At 59.7% G+C, this 17,740-nt stretch carries 20 protein-coding genes; 9 read left to right on the plus strand and 11 right to left on the minus strand.

Annotated elements, in window-relative coordinates; genetic code table 11:
• The first annotated feature begins 258 nt into the window (after nt 1–258).
• Nucleotides 259–2,430, plus strand: a complete 2,172-nt coding sequence (gene uvrD, locus AC3WR3_RS16830; protein WP_492292449.1) for a DNA helicase II — start codon at nt 259–261, stop codon at nt 2,428–2,430.
• 143 nt (nt 2,431–2,573) lie between these two features.
• On the opposite strand, the gene AC3WR3_RS16835 is transcribed toward uvrD, so the two are convergent.
• The 5 genes from AC3WR3_RS16835 to AC3WR3_RS16855 form a co-directional block, all read right to left on the minus strand.
• Nucleotides 2,574–3,200 carry a hypothetical protein gene (locus AC3WR3_RS16835; protein ID WP_492292451.1) on the minus strand — a complete coding sequence of 209 codons (627 nt, stop codon included), beginning with the start codon at nt 3,198–3,200 and terminating at the stop codon, nt 2,574–2,576.
• Nucleotides 3,190–4,059, minus strand: a complete 870-nt coding sequence (locus AC3WR3_RS16840) for an HAD family hydrolase (RefSeq protein WP_492292453.1) — start codon at nt 4,057–4,059, stop codon at nt 3,190–3,192. The genes AC3WR3_RS16835 and AC3WR3_RS16840 overlap by 11 nt, the downstream gene beginning before the upstream one ends.
• A gap of 258 nt (nt 4,060–4,317) precedes the next feature.
• Nucleotides 4,318–4,848 (minus strand): REP-associated tyrosine transposase, encoded by a 531-nt coding sequence (locus tag AC3WR3_RS16845; protein WP_492292455.1) that lies wholly within the window; start codon nt 4,846–4,848, stop codon nt 4,318–4,320.
• A gap of 173 nt (nt 4,849–5,021) precedes the next feature.
• Nucleotides 5,022–5,915, minus strand: coding sequence for a LysR family transcriptional regulator (locus tag AC3WR3_RS16850; RefSeq protein ID WP_492292457.1), 894 nt, complete (start codon nt 5,913–5,915; stop codon nt 5,022–5,024).
• Between the two features lie 167 nt (nt 5,916–6,082).
• Complete coding sequence (locus AC3WR3_RS16855) at nt 6,083–6,868, minus strand: hypothetical protein (protein ID WP_492292459.1); 786 nt, start codon at nt 6,866–6,868, stop codon at nt 6,083–6,085.
• Between the two features lie 330 nt (nt 6,869–7,198).
• On the opposite strand from AC3WR3_RS16855, the gene AC3WR3_RS16860 reads away from it, so the two are divergent.
• Both AC3WR3_RS16860 and AC3WR3_RS16865 read left to right on the plus strand, forming a co-directional pair.
• Complete coding sequence (locus AC3WR3_RS16860; protein WP_492292559.1) at nt 7,199–8,536, plus strand: DUF4397 domain-containing protein; 1,338 nt, start codon at nt 7,199–7,201, stop codon at nt 8,534–8,536.
• A gap of 210 nt (nt 8,537–8,746) precedes the next feature.
• On the plus strand, nt 8,747–9,088 hold the full coding sequence (locus AC3WR3_RS16865; protein WP_319917466.1) for an SH3 domain-containing protein: 342 nt from the start codon (nt 8,747–8,749) through the stop codon (nt 9,086–9,088).
• Nucleotides 9,089–9,251: 163 nt separating this feature from the next.
• Here the strand turns inward: AC3WR3_RS16865 and ydfZ are convergent, their stop codons facing one another.
• Nucleotides 9,252–9,449 (minus strand): putative selenium delivery protein YdfZ, encoded by a 198-nt coding sequence (gene ydfZ / locus AC3WR3_RS16870; RefSeq protein WP_043132242.1) that lies wholly within the window; start codon nt 9,447–9,449, stop codon nt 9,252–9,254.
• A gap of 283 nt (nt 9,450–9,732) precedes the next feature.
• Between ydfZ and AC3WR3_RS16875 the strand changes: the two genes are divergently transcribed.
• Together AC3WR3_RS16875 and AC3WR3_RS16880 are read left to right on the plus strand one after the other, a co-directional pair.
• Nucleotides 9,733–10,233 carry a DUF1993 domain-containing protein gene (locus tag AC3WR3_RS16875; protein WP_492292462.1) on the plus strand — a complete coding sequence of 167 codons (501 nt, stop codon included), beginning with the start codon at nt 9,733–9,735 and terminating at the stop codon, nt 10,231–10,233.
• A 201-nt stretch (nt 10,234–10,434) separates the two neighbouring features.
• Entirely contained in the window at nt 10,435–11,100 is a 666-nt protein-coding gene (locus tag AC3WR3_RS16880; RefSeq protein ID WP_492292561.1) for a hypothetical protein, read from the plus strand.
• 79 nt (nt 11,101–11,179) lie between these two features.
• Here the strand turns inward: AC3WR3_RS16880 and AC3WR3_RS16885 are convergent, their stop codons facing one another.
• A complete protein-coding gene (locus AC3WR3_RS16885) occupies nt 11,180–11,629 on the minus strand; it encodes an SRPBCC family protein (RefSeq protein WP_492292464.1) in 450 nt (149 codons plus the stop codon).
• 72 nt (nt 11,630–11,701) lie between these two features.
• Nucleotides 11,702–12,358 (minus strand): hypothetical protein, encoded by a 657-nt coding sequence (locus AC3WR3_RS16890; protein ID WP_342059302.1) that lies wholly within the window; start codon nt 12,356–12,358, stop codon nt 11,702–11,704.
• Between the two features lie 28 nt (nt 12,359–12,386).
• Here AC3WR3_RS16890 and AC3WR3_RS16895 point away from each other — a divergent pair, with 28 nt between their 5' ends.
• Nucleotides 12,387–12,524, plus strand: coding sequence for a hypothetical protein (locus tag AC3WR3_RS16895; protein ID WP_342059301.1), 138 nt, complete (start codon nt 12,387–12,389; stop codon nt 12,522–12,524).
• A 96-nt stretch (nt 12,525–12,620) separates the two neighbouring features.
• Nucleotides 12,621–13,280 carry a chromophore lyase CpcT/CpeT gene (locus tag AC3WR3_RS16900; protein WP_492292466.1) on the plus strand — a complete coding sequence of 220 codons (660 nt, stop codon included), beginning with the start codon at nt 12,621–12,623 and terminating at the stop codon, nt 13,278–13,280.
• 92 nt (nt 13,281–13,372) lie between these two features.
• Here AC3WR3_RS16900 and AC3WR3_RS16905 read toward each other — a convergent pair whose 3' ends face one another.
• The 3 genes from AC3WR3_RS16905 to rarD all read right to left on the minus strand — a co-directional run bounded on the left by AC3WR3_RS16905 (nt 13,373) and on the right by rarD (nt 15,856).
• Complete coding sequence (locus tag AC3WR3_RS16905) at nt 13,373–14,017, minus strand: LysE family translocator (protein WP_492292469.1); 645 nt, start codon at nt 14,015–14,017, stop codon at nt 13,373–13,375.
• Between the two features lie 82 nt (nt 14,018–14,099).
• Complete coding sequence (locus AC3WR3_RS16910) at nt 14,100–14,903, minus strand: AraC family transcriptional regulator (RefSeq protein ID WP_319912584.1); 804 nt, start codon at nt 14,901–14,903, stop codon at nt 14,100–14,102.
• 56 nt (nt 14,904–14,959) lie between these two features.
• Nucleotides 14,960–15,856 (minus strand): EamA family transporter RarD, encoded by an 897-nt coding sequence (gene rarD / locus AC3WR3_RS16915; protein ID WP_492292471.1) that lies wholly within the window; start codon nt 15,854–15,856, stop codon nt 14,960–14,962.
• A gap of 208 nt (nt 15,857–16,064) precedes the next feature.
• Here rarD and AC3WR3_RS16920 point away from each other — a divergent pair, with 208 nt between their 5' ends.
• Together AC3WR3_RS16920 and AC3WR3_RS16925 are read left to right on the plus strand one after the other, a co-directional pair.
• Nucleotides 16,065–17,417 carry a type II toxin-antitoxin system HipA family toxin gene (locus AC3WR3_RS16920; RefSeq protein ID WP_492292473.1) on the plus strand — a complete coding sequence of 451 codons (1,353 nt, stop codon included), beginning with the start codon at nt 16,065–16,067 and terminating at the stop codon, nt 17,415–17,417.
• A 2-nt stretch (nt 17,418–17,419) separates the two neighbouring features.
• Entirely contained in the window at nt 17,420–17,734 is a 315-nt protein-coding gene (locus AC3WR3_RS16925; protein ID WP_236661792.1) for a helix-turn-helix transcriptional regulator, read from the plus strand.
• Nucleotides 17,735–17,740: the final 6 nt, after the last annotated feature.

The raw sequence follows: 17,740 nt of genomic DNA on the forward strand, positions 1-17,740 counted from the left end.
TTTATAAGTGTTTGTTTTTAGGTTTGTTTGCAGAGTTAAATTCTGCGATTAATAGGCGCCAAATGACATTTGTGTTTCTATTCATGAGGTTATACGCAAGCGTTTTCCTCCGGCGATGAAAAAAGTGGTTTCCATCGGCACCAAATCCGGCGGCCAGAGCGCCTCTCTCGGCAGGGGCGCGCAGGCGCCGCACCTCGACTTGGTCTCTGGCCGCTCAGGCCGTATAATCGCCGCCTGTATAAATAAACAGGAGTGGTGATGGACGTTTCAACCCTGCTCGACGGGCTCAACGACAAGCAAAGAGACGCGGTGGCGGCCCCTCGCAGCAATCTGCTGGTGCTGGCGGGCGCCGGCTCGGGCAAGACCCGGGTGCTGGTGCACCGTATCGCCTGGCTGATGCAGGTGGAGCGTTGCTCACCCTTCTCCATCATCGCCGTGACCTTTACCAACAAGGCGGCGGCCGAGATGCGCGGCCGGGTCGAGAAGGTGATCGGCGACGGGGTGCGCGGCATGTGGATAGGCACCTTCCACGGCATCGCCCACCGCCTGCTGCGGGCCCACCATCTGGATGCGGGGCTGCCGCAGGACTTCCAGATCCTCGACTCCGACGACCAGTACCGTCTCATTCGCCGGGTGCTCAAGGCGCTCAACCTCGACGAGAAGCACTGGGCCCCCCGCGCCGTGATGGGCTACATCAACGGCAAGAAGGACGAAGGCCTGCGCCCCGGCGACATCGACCTCTACGGCGACCCGGTCACCCGCACCTATCAGCAGATCTACAAGACCTATCAGGAGACCTGCGATCGCTCCGGGCTGGTGGACTTCGCAGAACTCCTGCTGCGCGCCCACGAGCTGTGGCTGAACAAGCCCCACATCCTCGAGCACTACCGCGACCGCTTCCAGAACATCCTAGTGGACGAGTTCCAGGACACCAACGGCATCCAGTACGCCTGGCTGCGGATGCTGGCCGGCGACACCGGCCGGGTGATGATCGTCGGCGACGATGACCAGTCCATCTACGGCTGGCGCGGCGCCAAGATAGAGAACATCCAGCGCTTCCTGACCGACTATCAGGGGGCGCAGACCATCCGCCTCGAGCAGAACTACCGCTCCACCGCCAATATCCTCAAAGCCGCCAACTGCGTCATCGCCAATAACGCCGAGCGGCTCGGCAAGGAGCTGTGGACCGAAGGGGCCGAGGGGGATCCCATTTCGCTGTACGCCGCCTTCAACGAGGTGGACGAGGCCCGCTTCGTGGTGGGCCGCCTCAAGGATTGGAAAGAGAAAGGCGGTTTGCTCGCCGACTGCGCCATCCTCTATCGCTCCAACGCCCAGTCCCGGGTGCTGGAAGAGGCGCTGATGCAGGACGCCATGCCCTACCGCATCTACGGCGGCCTGCGCTTCTTCGAGCGCCAGGAAATCAAGGACGCCATGGCCTACCTGCGCCTTATCAACAACAGAGGCGACGACGCCAGCTTCGAGCGGGTCGTCAACACCCCGACCCGGGGCATCGGCGATCGCACTCTGGAGATCCTGCGCGGCAACGCCCGCGATCAGGGGCAGAACCTGTGGCAGTCGGCCAAGACGCTGCTCAACGACAAGGTGCTGACCGGTCGCGCCGGCAACGCTGTGCGCGGCTTTGTCGATCTGATCGACGCGCTGGAGAGCCAAGTCGGCATGCTGCCCCTGCACCAGCAGGCGGATATCGCCATCCAGAATTCCGGCCTCAAGGCCATGTATCTGGCGGAAAAAGGCGAGAAATCCCAGGCGCGGGTGGAGAACCTGGACGAACTGGTCACCGCCTGCCGCCAGTACCAGCGCCCGGATGAGCTGGAAGAGATGAGCGACCTCTCCGCCTTCCTCGCCCACGCGGCGCTCGAATCCGGCGAGAATCAGGCGGACGAATATGCTGACGCGGTGCAGCTGATGACGCTGCACAGCGCCAAGGGGCTGGAATATCCCCTGGTGCTGCTGGTCGGTGTGGAGGAGGGGATGTTCCCCAGCCAGCAATCCACCGAGGAGTCGGGCCGGCTGGAGGAGGAGCGCCGCCTCTGTTACGTCGGCATGACCCGCGCCATGGAGAAGCTCTACATCTGTTATGCGGAGAGCCGCCGCATCTACGGCCGCGAGATGTTCCACAAGCCGAGCCGCTTTATCCGCGAGATGCCCGCCGAGTGTCTGGAGGAGATCCGGCTGCGCACCCAGGTCAGCAGACCCACCCAGTACGGCCGCTTCAGCCAGAACGAGGTGCAGCAGAGCTTCGACGCCAGCGGCATCAAGCTCGGCCAGCGGGTGCTCCATCCGAAATTCGGGGAAGGCATAGTGCTGAACTTCGAAGGGGTCGGCCAGCAGAGCCGGGTGCAGATCCAGTTCGATGACGTCGGCGCCAAGTGGCTGGTGACGGCGTATGCCCGCCTTGAGGCGCTGTGATTTTTCCCGTCTTTTGATACAACCAACCCGGCTTAGGCCGGGTTGATTTTTATATAAAGTATCGCGACAACGTTAAATTCACGACCGTCTGAATATGTTTCCGAGATGACAATCCATACGTTATAGGTCTTTACTTTGAAAAACTACGGAAGATTAAATGCACATTCAATAGTGTTATATTTTTGTTTTGTACAATTTATAGTTGCCGACTTATTTTGTTTGTTAATAGCATCACTATTTTTTGGTGTATCCACAAAAAACAAAATCACTGATGACACTATAAGAATGACAAAAACACCAATATAGTATATGTTGGCCTTTCCCTTACTATGGAGATGTGTATTCCATTTCCAAAATTTTATTTTTACTGGACTTTCATCACCAATTGTTTTGGTTAGCCCAATAATATTAGGCAACTCATGTTCAAGCTCTCTCTCTATTTTCATTCCCTGTTTCACTGCACCTATTAAAAGAGGGTGATACCAGTAAACGTCTACAAAAAAGAATAGCATCCAAATAATAGCGGCACCCAATGAGAGAATTGTAGCTATAGAGGTAGAATGTCCCATTATATCGAGAGAAAAACCAGACTTAAAACTGACCCCGATAGCACCAATAAATGCAGATAGAATCAATATCGCAAAATTTCTTACTTTCATCTCTAGGTCATTAAAGTGCTGCTGAGTATTAATGACCTGTTTCCATATGTCTACCTTTACTTTCAGTAGCTCAATATCATTTTTTCTTTTTTCTTCGACTTCATTTGCCATGCTTTTGGAATCCTTCAAACTTAAACAACGACAATATATCACCAAAGCTATCAACAGCTAAATCTGCATGAATATCTTTTTTACTGTTCTTTATTTCTATTTCTCGTGCCACATCCTGATCAGTCCAATGGGTTACATCGCGAAGTAAATTATACCCATCCTTATTATTGGTAAAATGGGTAGTTCCGTATCGCGCGAAAACGGCATCTACACCAGCGTCTTTTGCCATTGCTATATCTTTCATTTCACTATCTCCGATATAAACACATTCATCAGAGGTTGCATTTATAGAAGATATTATTTCCTTTAGTATTTTAGGGTTCGGTTTTATTTCACCGCGTGGTGTGTGCATATTTTTTGTAATTTTAAGATTGTATTTTGTTTGAGGCACAACCCCTGTCGGTATATCATGATCCTCAGGGGAAAATAAAATATCGATTACCCCATCCAAACCTAAATTAGAAATCCTATAATTAGAATAAAACTCTTTAGATTCTGTGTAACCAATAATTAACACCCCTTTTTCCTTGAGCGTACATAACGTTTCATGTACCGTAGGATAAAGAATCAAATTCTTTTTTCTTTCACTTCGATATAAATGAATGGCAGAATCAAAAGCCTTTAGTATGGCGTCTCTATCTCCATATTTATCTTTCAGTAGAGGGATTTCCTCTAATACAAATGCATATTCAGCGGTTCCATGTTTCTGGTGAATTTTTTTAATCTGTGGTTTCAATTCTTCGACGGAAAAACCACTAACCCTAGATATTTCATTTAACATAGCGCTAAAGCTATGATACCAAATGTTAAACCAATCAAATAATGTGTTATCAAGATCTGTTATTAATACTTTTTTCATACTCACCCCATTATTGCTTAAGTCTATGCTGGCACAACATAGATAATATACATGTATGATATACTAAAAACATTTTTTTTCAATTATAAACATATTTACCCAGCATTTTAATATAGTCTTAATTGTAATTTAGCCGAATTATAAAAGGTTATATTTATATAAAGGTGGTTACCTTTTAATAGCCGTAGGTTCGATTAGCGAAGCGTAATCGGACGATCGCGTAATCGGACGCTTACAACGGAACAATCCTTGAGAGGTTTACTCCAATCCCTGCAATACCCCATCCACCGACCCGCACCAATCCTGCGAATAGACGCCACTCGCCACATAACGATGGAAGGTGGAATACGGCCAATCGGCCACCCGGGTGACATGACCATGCTTGAGCGGGTTGATATGGACGTAATCCATATGGCGGCGGTAATCCTGCTCATCCCGGATCAGGTGTTCCCAATAATGGCGTTGCCATATGCCCCGCTCCCCGTGGCGTAACCGGGTCTGGCTTCGCCGCTCGTTCACCGGCAAGGCGCGGGAAAAGTGGCTTTTGATCAGTCGCCAACGCAGGGGGAAATCGGTGTCTCCCTCCGGCAAAGAGAGAATGCAGTGAAGATGGTCGGGCAACACCACCCAGGCATGAATGGCGAAGGGGTGAGCCTGCTGCACCTTGGCAACGCTGTGGCGCAGCAGATCGATCTGCTCCACCAGCAACCGGTTGTTGCGCCGCTCCAGCAGGTTGACGGTAAAGAACCAGGTTCCTCCGGGCCACCATGCCCGCCGCCAGTTGGCCATGTCTTTCTCCTCGCGTCGGCAGAAAAGCCAAGCATAGCCTTGTTGTCTATATAGCCAATCACGAGAACGTCCGATTACGCGATCGTCCGATTACGCTTCGCTAATCGAACCTACACGCTGCATACAGGTGTCGTGGCCGAGAGGCACAAACCCCAAGCTCCCGCCTGTCTGGCTCACCTCAGCTGAAACGCCTTGACGAGAAATTCGATAAAGAGCCGCACCTTGGGGGACTGCTCCTTGTGGAAGGGGTAGACGGCGAACAGGGCGTGGGGGTCGGGTTGCCAGTCGGGGAGCAGCTTCACCAGGGTGCCGTCCGCCAGTTCGCTCGACACGAACTCTTTGGGCACCAGGATCACCCCAAGCCCCTGCACCGCCGCCTGTTTCAAGGCGATGCCGTTGTTGGCGCAGAAGCTGGTGGGCTTCAATTCCACCGCCACGCTCTCCGCGTTCCGGGTGAAGAACCACTTGCGGGGGGAGGACGAGAGGCTGTAGAGCAGGCAGTTGTGGGTCTTGAGATCCTCAGGGCTGGCAGGCTGGCCCGCCTCCTCGAGGTAGTCGGGGGCGGCGCAGAGCACTCGCCGCACCTCGCACAGGGGTTTGGCGCGCAGGGTGGAGTCATCGAGCGCTGCAGCCCCCCGGATCACCACATCCAGCCCCTGATCCACCAGATCCATATAGGCGTCGCTCAGGATCACCTCGATGCTGATCGCCGGATAGCGGCGCTGGAACTCGCAGATCAGCGGGTTGAGGCGGATCAGCCCGTAGGACATGGGCACGCCGACCCTCAGCCTGCCCCTGGGGGTGAAGGAGGCGGCCATGATGGACTGGTCGGCGGCCTCCAGGCTGTCCAGCACGGCGCATATCTGGCCGTAGTAGGCCATGCCGGATTCGGTGACGCTCAGCCGCCTTGTGGTGCGGTTGATCAGCGCAATGCCGAGAAAGGCTTCCAGCTCGTTGATGTTCTTGCTGACCGCCGCCTGAGAGAGGTGCAGGTCATCCGCCGCCGCCTTGAAGGTGCCCATCTCCACCACCCGGCGAAAGACGTTCAGCGCCGTGATCTTATTCATCCTGCCCCCGTTAATTCACCACTGGTAAATGATGCTGCCATCATTGCGCACTTTAATCGCGATAGTGCGGATTGCAAGGAGGGCCATCGGCAGCCCGCCATCATGGAAACGCGGGGCAAGACGAGGCGGCCGGGCTGCTGCCCGACCGCCCGATCCATGGAGGAGGCTTATTGCGCCTTGCCCGGTGCGGGGGGCAGGGTGATGCCGACATCGGCCCAGGGGTTGGTGCCGAGCAGTTGGGCGTGGGGCACGTCGGCCTGGTAGCGCATGGTGAACGCCTTTGGGCCATGGGCGAAGGCCACCAGCAGCCCCTGTCTGGCATCCATCAGCCCGGCGTGCATGCCGAGCCCGTGATAGCTGATCCGCACGGCCTTGTCCTCCAGGCCCACCTTGTCTATCTGGAAGCGGGCAATGCTGCCGTCTTTCAGGGTAAAGCCCCAGCGGAAGGGCCCGCCGCTGACCACAGTCATCACCTCGTCGATGTCGGTGCCGTCCTCTGCGGAGTTGACGTGCATGCGGCCATATTTGCCGAGCACGGCGCTGCGGGTGCGCTCGTCCAGCGCCATCAGGTCATAGACCTTGGGGTAGGGGCCGACGCCGGTCTCTTCGGTGGCGACGCCGCCCCCTTGCACCGCGGGTTCGCGCCCTGCGAGCCTAGCCTGCTCCAGCAGCTCGGCCTGACTCAGGTTGAAGGCCGCAATCAGGGCGCCGTGCTCAGCCCGGGTCAAGGCGCGGCGGTGGGAGGCTTCGAGCAGCGGCCTGGCGGTCTCGGGAATGTCGACGGTGACCACGTTGACGCCGATGGGGTTGAGCGCTTTGTTGACCGCCTCGACCCCGGTCACGGCGGGGCGGCCATCGCTGAACTGCACCGAGACAAGGTCACCGGCGAAGGTGTTGAAAGAGATTGCCGAGGCGATGGCGCCGGCCAGCAAAGCGACTTGGGGGAATTTCATATCAGACTCCTCGTTAAGGTTCGAGAAGCAGTCTAGGGCGGTGCAGTGTTCACTGAAATGGCACTCGGTTGATATGAAAATTCACTAGCAGTAATGAATGGCAGGGGGAGAGGGGGCAGGAACGCCCGCTATGTGAGCGAGGCGCTCTCTGCCGGCGTGGCGGGGGCAGGAAGGGGGAAGAGGAGGTCTGCCGTTCATGCCGCGCCACCGCCAGGTCAAATAAAAAGCAAAGGGTGATGATCCAGTCATTAGCGAGTTGCATATGCCCGTGGGGACCAACCAATGGAGAATGACCAGATGAAATGGATTCAACGTTGTGCCGCACTGGCTATGGTATTGGGTCTGGCCGCATGCGGAGGCAGTGAAAATGACAGCAGCCCGCCCAATGCCGCCATCAGGATCAGCCACTTGGCTCCTGATGCCCCCAAGGTGAATGTCAATGTCGACGGTGCGCCTTTGCTGACGGCCGTCGACTATGGCTCAAGCAGCGGGCTTAAGCCGGTTGCCGCTGGCAGCCACGAGGTGGCGGTGGACGGGATCTTGCCGAGCGGCACCTCGACCGTCATAGGTCCGGTCTCCCTCGACCTCAAACCCGACACCCAGTACGACGTGCTGGCAGTGGGCAAGCTGGCTGGCAGTGGTGATACCGCCTTCGGCCCGCTGGTGATTGAGCGACCGAACCAGGGGCCAACGGGGGGCGATATTCGCGTGCAGGTGCTGCATGCCGCACCGGATGCTCCGGCCGTCGACATCCATGTCACCGCGCCGGGGGCCGCCCTGACCAGCCCGACGTTGGCCAATATTCCGTTCAAGACCCATAGCGACCCCCTGACCCTGCCGGCAGGCGAATACCAGATCAGGCTGACGCTGCCGGGGACAGTGGATGTGGTTTATGACTCAGGCCCACTGCCACTCAATGCCGGGGCTGATCTGCTGATCGCGGCGATCGACAACCTGGGAGCGGGGCCAAGCCCGGTGCAGTTGCTCGCCATAGACGGTGCTGGCGCCACCCCCCTGCTGTCTGCCGATGAGCAGGCTCAGTTGAGGGTGATCCATGCCGTGGCCGACGCCCCGGCCGTGGATATCCGGGTCAATGGCGTGGCGCCGACCGCAGCCCCGCTGCAGGGGTTGGCGTTCAAGGGGAATACCGGGTATCTGGAGCTGGCCGCCGCCGATTATGACTTTGTGGTTACGCCAACCGGGGCCGCTACGCCGGAAGTCATCAATGCCGGCGACGTGCCGCTCAAGGCGGGGGTTCGCTACTCCCTGTTTGCCGTGGGCCAGTTGCTGGATCCCGCCGGTGAAACCATAGAGCCCTTGTTGCTGACCGACAGCGGTCGCGCGGTGGCGACGGAGGCACAACTGCGCGTGCTCCATGCCGCCCCCACGGCACCTGCGGTGGACGTCTATCTGACGACGGGGTCGGATATCAGCAGCGCCACCCCAGTACTCAAGGCCGTGCCCTTCAAGGCGGACAGCGGCTATCTTGCGGTTGCCGCCGGGGATTACCAGGTCACCGTCACCGCCTCGGGTGACAAGAGCCCGGTCATCGGCCCCCTGCCGGTCACCCTGGCCAATGGTCAGGTGCTGACAGCCGCGGCCCTGTCTGACAGCGTCGGTGGCGTGGATCCCGAGCTGCTGATCCTGAACGACGTCAGCAGCAAGTGATGCTCCTCTGCGAGCCAGCCGACTCGCAATCTGACCCAGACTGAGCCCTTCAGTCTGGGTCTTTTTATGGCCTGTCGACATCCTGGCGGAACTGGAACCCTGGCTATCCGGGGTCGCGATCCAAAAGATGCTGCCAGCATCGAGCCGCAAGGCCCGGGTTGTGGTATGACTCGGGGCGTCACCAAACAGAACCTGTCGGAGGAAGAGACAATGCTGGCGTTGATCACCCTGGCTCACCAAACCTGTTATCCCAATCCCATCGCCTTTCGGGCCGGGGAGCGGGTGCGCACCGGCCACGAGGACGACGAATTTCCGGGCTGGGTGCGCACCTTTACCGCAGACGGCAACGAGGGGTGGGCGCCCCTGTCGCTGCTGACCCCGACCGGCGCGGGGGAGGCGCTGGCGCGCCAGGACTATAGCGCCCGGGAGCTGGACGTGGCGGTGGGTGAACGGGTCAGGGTGGAGCGGGAGCTGGCAGGCTGGCTCTGGGTTCACAACGACGCGGGGGGCTCAGGCTGGATACCGGCAAGCTGCATCGCCTCGCCGTCATGAAACCGGGCCAGTTGGCGTTGCCGCGGGCGGCAGGAGTGCCGTCAACATCGCCGGGATAAGGCTGTCTGGGAAGGAGGGGGAGCCAGGGCATTCAGAAACCCGGCCGTCAGCTGGGGCGCGGCGGCCGGGTGAATTGTAAAGAGTAGGGTGACGGAAAGCGGGATCAGCCTAGTCTAATCAACTCGATGGGGGCGTAACGCTCCTGGCTGTTCGCCAGCAGCACGCACTTCTCGTGCTCCGCCTCATAGGGGGTCAGGTTGTCGGTGTGCGCCTCCTTCAGGGTATCGACCGCGCCGGTGGCGGCAATCATCACCCGTTGGCCCAGGGTCAGCACATTGCGGTTTCTGTCGTAGATCTTCATGGCATTCTCCTTGTGGGATGGGCGCCCCGGCCCGTGCCGGGGCAACGGGCCCCAGACTACGCCCCTCGAAAAACGGTATGCCTGTCACAGATCAAAAAAAAGGGGAAAGAGGGACTCGACGCGGCGCTGGTGCGCTGGCAAGGGGGTCGCCGAGGCCGCCACTGCCTGTCGCAGGGCGGGGAGGGCACCTCCGCTTTTCATCCCCCCCGGGCTCGAACTGCAAGGGGGATGCGCTATAGTGGAGCCGCTCGTTTAACTGCCTTCAACCAACCGAGAGTGCATTATGAATCGTGAAATTGCCGCCCAGTTCATCAAGATGCTGACCAACCTGGACCAGTGCCTGACCAAGGCCGAGGCCCATGCCGAGGCGAAGAAATTCAATGTGGAGAACTTCTTCAATGAGCGCCTCATCGTCGACATGCTGCCGCTGAGCAAGCAGGTGCTGATCTGCTGTGACAGCGCCCGCGCCCTGGTGGCCACCGCCAGCCTGAGCGAGCCGCCGGTGCTGGGGGATGATCCCAAGACCATGGCGGATCTGCGCGCCCACGTGGCCAAGACCCTCACCTATCTGCAGAGCAAGCTGGAGGCCGACTTCAGCCAGTATGCGAGCGGCCACTACTACCCCTACTGGGCCGGTGGCAAGGGGATGGATGGCCACAGCTGCGTGCACGAGTACGGCATCCCTAACTTCTACTTCCACCTGACCATGACCTATGCCCTGCTGCGCCAGGCCGGGGTGGATCTGGGCAAGCGGGATTATCTGGGCGGCCTGAATCTGCAATAAGGTCATAACGCCGGGAATAGAGAGAGCCTGCCATCCGGCAGGCTTTTTTATACGCGAACGGGAGCGCCCGGGGGTCGAGCCAGAGCCCTCTGCCTGACCGCTGGAGACGGCTCAGGGCATAAAGGCGTGGTCTTCGGCCCTCCCGTGGTTACAATCCGGCGTAAAAGTGGAAAGGGTAATAAAAACATGAAGATTCGAGTAATGATGCTGGCAGCCTTACTGTGCCATGGTGCCGTACAGGCGCAGGAAAGCGTCGCCGCAAGCTGGCCTGACACGCCCGTCACCCGTCTCAAGGCGCAGGCGCTGCTGCAGACCCTCAATGCCACCCTGCTCAGCAACCCGAGCGCCACCGTCACCCTGCAAAACTGGTGCGCCGACCACCGGATGGCTGGTGAGCCGCGCATCCGCGCCCTGCGTGATCAGCGCACCCGCAAACCGGCCGATGCCACCGTTCGTGAGCAGCTCAAGATCGCGACCGATGAGCCCGTCGGCTATCGCCGGGTGCAGCTCGCCTGCGGTGATCATGTCTTCTCCGAAGCGGACAACTGGTACGTGCAAAGCCGCCTCACACCCGAGATGAACCGGCTCCTCGATACCAGCGATACCCCGTTTGGCCTGGCCGTCAAGGCGCTGAACTTCAGCCGCCGGACCCTCTCTTCCACCCTGCTCTGGGCGCCCCTGCCGGCCGGTTGGGAGATGCAGATGCCCACCCTCACCAGCAGTGAGCAGCCGCTGGCGATCCCCGAGCGGGTGCTGCAGCATAGCGCCCTCCTCTCGCGGGGTGATGGCGTGCCGTTCAGCCTGGTGGTCGAGACCTATCGCCGTGATCTCTTCGCCTTCCCGCTGGACAACGCACTCGGCCACTGATCCCGGATGGCGGCTGGGTGCACCGGGGTCGCCATCAATAAAAAGCCTGCCAGATGGCAGGCTTTTTCGTGGGCGCCACTCAGCCCGGCGGGAGCTCCGGCTCCACCAGGGCGGCGAGCTGGGTCAGGGACTCCTGCCAGCCGAGGTAGCACATCTCGACCGGGATGGCCGCCGGGATCCCCGCCTGTTCGATGGCGAGATCGGTGCCGCACAGCACCTGGGTGAGGGTGATGGTGACCCGCATCTCCCCAGGCAGATTGGGGTCGTCGAAGCGATCCGTGTAGCGGATGCGCTTGCCCGGCTCCAGCTCGAGATACTCGCCGCCGAAGGCATGGCTGTGGCCGGTGGCGAAATTCGAGAACGCCATGCGAAAGCTGCCGCCGACGCTGGCCTCCAGCTGCGCCACCTTGCAGGTGAAGCCATGGGGCGGCAGCCATTTGGCCAGGGCGTCCGCCTCGATAAAGGCTCTGTATACCCGCATCGGCGGGGCCTTGAGTACGCGGTGCAGTGTCACGGTTCCAGTCGTCATGAGGGATACCTCCTCGGTGGGTCCGCAGCAAGAATAGTCGCCCACGGCGATGTTGGCCGCTGCCGGGCTTTTTCAGCCGCCGAGGGCTATGGTGGCCAGTACTATGGCGACGCCTGCGGCGGCGAAGAGCACGCCTATCAGCATGGGGCGGGGGGAGCCGGCATAGCGGGCGAGTCCGTAACCAATCCCCATCAACATCAGCAGGGCGATGGCGTGGGAGAGGCGCAGGGCCGGAACGGGATCCTGCATGAAGATGAAGGGCAGCAACACGGGGAAGGTGGAGAGGAACACCATGAGGAAGACCCCCAGGCTGTTGAGCAGATCATTCCAGCGCCAGATGCCCCCCTGACCCAGCTCGGGGCGTTGTTGCAGACGCACCTGCCACTCCCTGAGTTCAGGGTCGCGGCAGATCGCCGCCAGCGGGCCGGGCAGGGCGTCTCGCAGCGCCGCTATCCCCCTCTCGTCACCGGGTGTCAACAGGCGCAACTGCTGCAACAACCGCAGGGCTCGGCTTCGTTCGGTCAGGGTGGTGATGAGGTAGACGATGGCATCTATCATGCCCCAGGCGATGTTGCAGCCGATGCCGGCGATCAGCAGATCCCTGATCTCGGTGCGCCCCGCCTCGAGCGCGTTGAAGCACCCTGTGAAGGTGAGCACCATCAGCAGGCCGAACAGGATCTCCGAGTAGCGGGAGATGGGGTCTATGGGGGAAAAACGGGGTGGGTTCATGGGGCTGTCTCTGGATGGACGCTGAGACATGAGCATGGAAGCGGCCCACGGCAAGATCAAGGAGACCCGGTGCGCCAGCCAGGTGCCGTCAAGCCTGGCGCAGCGGATGGCCCCTGCTGCGGTCATGATCCCTGTCCTGCGTCGTACTTCTTCGCTAACACAGTGATTTTTCAGCGGATTGGCGAGGAGTTGATCAAGGTAGAGGTTATTGCCGCCGTTCGCTCATATAATCGCCGCCATGCAAGCGACTCGGAAGGATTCGATGACAAAGCTGATGGTGGCCCTGCTGGGGTTGTTTTACGGCTGCCTGGTGTGGGCCAACCCCGTTCCCTTCGTGGCCAGTCCGTCACCGGTGCAGGGGAAGATGGAGCCGCTGCTCTCCTGGTTCACCGGCGAGTTCTCCAGCCAGGAGCAGGCCGGTTACGACCCGCGTTTCACCAGCGCCGAGCTGCGCCTGGTGGAGATCTGGCCCGGAGAAGGCCCCTTTCGCTGGGTCTATGCCGAACAGTTCCTGACCGAGCGGGCGGTGCGCCCGTTCCGTCAGCGCATCTACCGTTTCTCCCCGCTGCCCGATGGCCGCATCCTGATGGCCGAGCTGACCATGCCGAGGGCCACGGATTTCGCCGGCGCCTGGCGTCAGCCCGAGCTGCTCGACACCCTCACCCCGCAACAGCTCTCCCTGCGCCAGGGCTGCGAGATCTGGCTGACCCGCCAGGCCAGCGGAGAGTACGCGGGCCACAGCAAGGTCGGCAGCTGCGCCACCGACTTTGGCGGCGCCACTACCCTGGTGCAGTACCTCTGGATAGGCCCCAACAGCGTCAGGCTGCTGGACAGGGCCTATGACAACGGCGCCCGCCAGCGCTGGGGCAGTCCAGGGGAGGGGTATCTCTACCTGCGCAAGGTGAAGCAGCGGGGGGAGTGACCCGGGCGGCGCCGCATCACGTTGGCATCTCCCGCTTCTGACTGTGCTCGCTGAGGTCGCCGCTTCGCAGCCGCTCGTCCGCCCAGCCCCGTTTATGTCGCGAGCCCAGGCCAGTGCGCCTGAAGGTCGATGAGGATGGAGAGGCTGACCGCCCCGAACAGCAGCCCTGTGACCAGGTTCAGGGGCCGTTGCACCCGGCCGATCAGCCGCTGGGCCCGGGCGGTGGAGAGGCTCCAGGCCAGCAGCCCGAACCAGGCCAGGGAGAGCAGGAAGAGCTCCAGGATCAGCAGGCCCCGGGTCAGGCCATCCACCTGGGGCGTCACCATGGCCGCCAGCAATCCCATGAAGAACAGCAGCGCCTTGGGGTTGAGCAGGTTGGTGGCGATCCCGGCTCTCAGCCCCCGATTCCAGCCCTGCAACTCCCCGCCAGCCCGCAGTGCCTGAGTGGCGGCGCTGCGGCGCGCCGCCTTGATGGCCCCCCAGCCGAGCCAGCCCAGATAGAGGGCGCCCACCACCTTCACCGCCAGGAACAGCCAGGGCTGGCTCGCGATCAGCAGGCTGATGCCGGTGAGGCTGAGGGTGGCGTGCAGCAGGATGGCGAGGGCGATGCCAAGCGCGGCCCCGAGCGCCGTGGGCCTGTGCAGGCTGGTGCGCAGGATCAGCGCGAAATCCGGGCCCGGGCTCGCCAGGGCGATCAGGTGGATGAGACCTATGGTCAGAAACAGGCTGGTGAACATGGCATACCTCGCTACAAAGATGAGGCAGCAGCATGGGGGATGGGGGCAGGGGCTGGCTTGTAAAAGATTGCAGCTGGATCGGTCAGCCGGGGAGCATCTGCTGACGGTAGTCCGCCGGGGTCAGTCCGAAGGCCTGGCGGAAGCCGTGGTGGAAGTGGCTCTGATCGAAGAAACCGACCGCCAGCGCCACCTCGCTCACCGGCAGGCCGCGGGCGAGCAGGTGCTTGCCGCGCTCGAGACGCAGCCGCTTGAGCCAGGCGTAGGGGGTCATGCCGGTCTTTTTCTTGAACTGGCGCAGGAAGGCGAAGCGATCCAGCCCGAACAGGGCGGCCAGATCCTCCAGACTGTGGTGCCCGTCCAGCTGGCCCAGCAGGTAGTCGCGCAGGAATCTTATCTGGGGATCCGCCAGGGCATGGCGCTCCGGTGCCAGGTGCAGCAGCTCGCCGAGCAGGGCCAGGAGCTGGCTCTCCGCCAGCAGGGCGTCGGGCTCGGGCTGATCCAGATACATGTGCAGCCTTGCGAAGCCCTGATAGAGGTCGGGGCGGCTCTGCAGCCCCTTGTCGAAGAAGGGTTCTGGCTTGTCTGGCAGCCAGCGGGCCAGCTGCTCGGGGGCGATGGCGAACACCCGCACCTCGTACCCTTCCGGCAGCAGGCTGAGGCCGTCGTGCATCTCGTCCGGGTTGACGGTGGAGAGCTGGCCGCGCACCAGGTTGTGGCTGCTGCCCTTGTGGATGAACTTCTGGCCGCCCTGCTGCACCAGACCAATGTGGTAGTCCAGGTGCACGTGGCGGCCATAGCTGAACTCCCTGTGATGGGAGTGGGAGAGTTCAACCCCCGGCAGCAGCCGGGATTGCCAGTAGTGGATGCGGGATTGGGGGGCGTTCATCCCCTATTGATAACCCGAAAGCCGCCCCTTGGCTTGTAGATTATTGCGCCGGCGTCTCAGCCAGCCTCCTGGCGCCGCTTGCCGCTGCGCAACCCGTCCAGGCTGAACAGCACAAGGGCGCTCCAGATGCAGCCGAAGGTGATCATCTTGTCCAGTGCCAGCGCCTCCCCGTAGAGGGTGACCGCCAGGATGAACATCAGGCTGGGGCCTATGTACTGGAAGAAGCCCAGGGTGGAGAGCTTGAGCCGGGTGGCGGCGGCGGTGAAGCAGAGCAGAGGCGCCGTGGTCACGACCCCGGCGGCGATCAGCAGCAGGTTCAGGTGCCAGTCGTTTTGCGTGAGGTGGCTGGTGGGGCTGTCGGCGAATCCCCACAGGTAGATGGCCGCCGGCGGCAGCATGATCATGGTCTCGATCAGCAGGCCGGTGAGGGCATCGAGAGCCAGCTTCTTGCGGATCAGGCCATAGATGGCGAAGCTCGAGGCCAGCACCAGGGCTATCCAGGGCAGGGAGCCGAAGGCGATGAGCTGGACGGCAACCCCTATCACCGCCAGTCCCACCGCCCACCACTGCAGGCGGCGCAGCTTCTCGCTCAGAAACACCATGCCGAGCAGCACGTTGAACAGTGGGTTGATGTAGTAGCCGAGGCTGGCATCCAGCATGTGACCGTTGTTGATGGCCCAGATGAACAGCAGCCAGTTGCCACCGACGGTGATGGAGGTGAAGGCCAGGGTGAGCAGCACTTTTGGCTGGCGCAACACCGCCTGCACCTTGTGCCACTGGCGGCCGATCAGGGTCAGCACCATCAGCAGGGCGCAGGACCAGATCATGCGGTGGGTCAGGATCTCGGCGGCCGGGACGGCGGAAATGGTCTTGAAGTAGATGGGCGCCAGGCCCCAAAGGGTATAGGCGCACAGGGCATAGATGATGCCCTGGCGCTGGATCTGTTGCTGCATGCGTGAATGTTGCCTTATGGCTTGTTGTGGGTGTTGGAGATCACGGGGTAATGAGTGTAACGAGTACCGTAGCGGGAACAAAGAACCATGTTTTGATGTGAATTATTTTGCTCAAAATTTACTGAAGGATCTATTTTTGAGTAATATAATTCTCAAAATATGAAGGACGTCATAATTTTGAGCAAAATAACTCACATGGTGAGGTGTGATGGAACTGACTATCCAGATTTATGGTGAAAAGGGGTGGTGTGATGCAGCCCGTTTGCGGCTGAATGAGGGAGGGAAGCGCTCGGCCCGGCTCGCCTATGAGTTTGATTATGCCCTTGAACATCTGCATCAAACACAGGGATGGCACGCCTGTGCCTTGAGGTACCCCATTGAGCTGATGATCCCTCATGATGGTGGCTGGTTTCGTTTTCTCGATGACATTATGCCAGCGGGCAGTGCGCGCCGTTACTGGGTCAGGCAGCTCGACATCGGACATTTGGGTGAAGAGGGACAAGACCGTACCCTTCTGGCTCTCGGTACTATTGCTCCGATCGGAAACTTGCGCATCAAGGAGGCTGTAGAGAGAGTCGCGACTCAGATACCCGAGCAGAGCCGGGTCACACAACTGCGCTTCCCTGTGGCGACGGTATTGGAACGTGATACCGACTTTCTGGAATATGCCCAGCAGATGGGGGCCGCCAGCGGTGGTGCGACCGGGGCCGGTGGAGAGGCCCCCAAGCTGCTGTTGCGGCAAAATCGCAATCAGGAGGTGTGGATAGACACTTTTCAGGATGACCCCTACTGCCTGGATGAGTTCTATCTGGTCAAGTTCCCGCGTAACAATCGCAGCGCCATTGATCAGGATATCCTCAGAGCTGAGTATCACTATTATCAAGAACTTAATGCCTTGGGGATCGATACGATACCGATTCATGGCATGCGTCTTGACGAAGGGAGCAAATACCCTTCGTTGTGGCTTCCCCGCTTTGATGTAGCGGTGCAGGAGCAAAAATTGGTTCGCTTCGGAGTGGAATCTGTCTATAGCGTGATGGACGCAGCCCCAGGCTCGGACCTTAACCATCTGGATATTCTCGATACCTTGCTGCCCATGCTGGAGGGGGAGGCCCGACAGCGTAACACTCGTTTCAACAGCGCTGCATTTGTGATCGAGTGGGTCAGACGCGACTTGCTCAACGTGGTCTTTGGAAATTCGGACAACCATGGCCGCAATACGGCATTGCTCAAGAGCGACGAGGGGATCTGGCTCGCGCCAGTCTACGACTTTGCCCCCATGAAAGCCGATCCAGAGGGGATCCGTCGCACGACACAGTGGGGGTTGGGGCTCGAAGAGGGAGGGCAGTTTGATTGGGTGGCCATTGCGCAACGCCTGTCACACAGGGTTGAGCCTGACATCTTGTTGGCATCGTTGACCGAGCTGGCACTAAGGCTCAAGGGGTTACCGGAACGCTTGGCTCGACGTGGAGTGCCCGTTTCCATCCTGAATATGCCGACATTCAATTTCAATACGCTCGATGAAAGACTGACGGTCTGGATTGAGCAGTGGGGGGCATGAGGATGAAGAAACTATCTATAGAGGAGCGTGAGGAGCTGCTGCGTGAACTGTTGGTCAAGTTGCATCGTGGCGTCATCCACGAAGGCGACCTGCTACGCAAGTTGCGCAAAGAGATGCTAGGGATGGATCAGGAGGGCTATGCCAGTCTAATTGGTATCAGTCGACGCACCTTGTCAGCAATCGAACGCAATACTGCCACTCCTTCAATGAAGACGGTCGATCAAGTATTCCGGCCATTTGGATTGAAGATGAGGCTGACACCATTGAACTTGGGTTTGCAAAAACAGATTGCCGAACAACTGGTTGATGATGAGTAGGAATGA

The sequence above is a fragment of the Aeromonas sp. EU05-FHT14A05 genome, assembly GCF_058791175.1.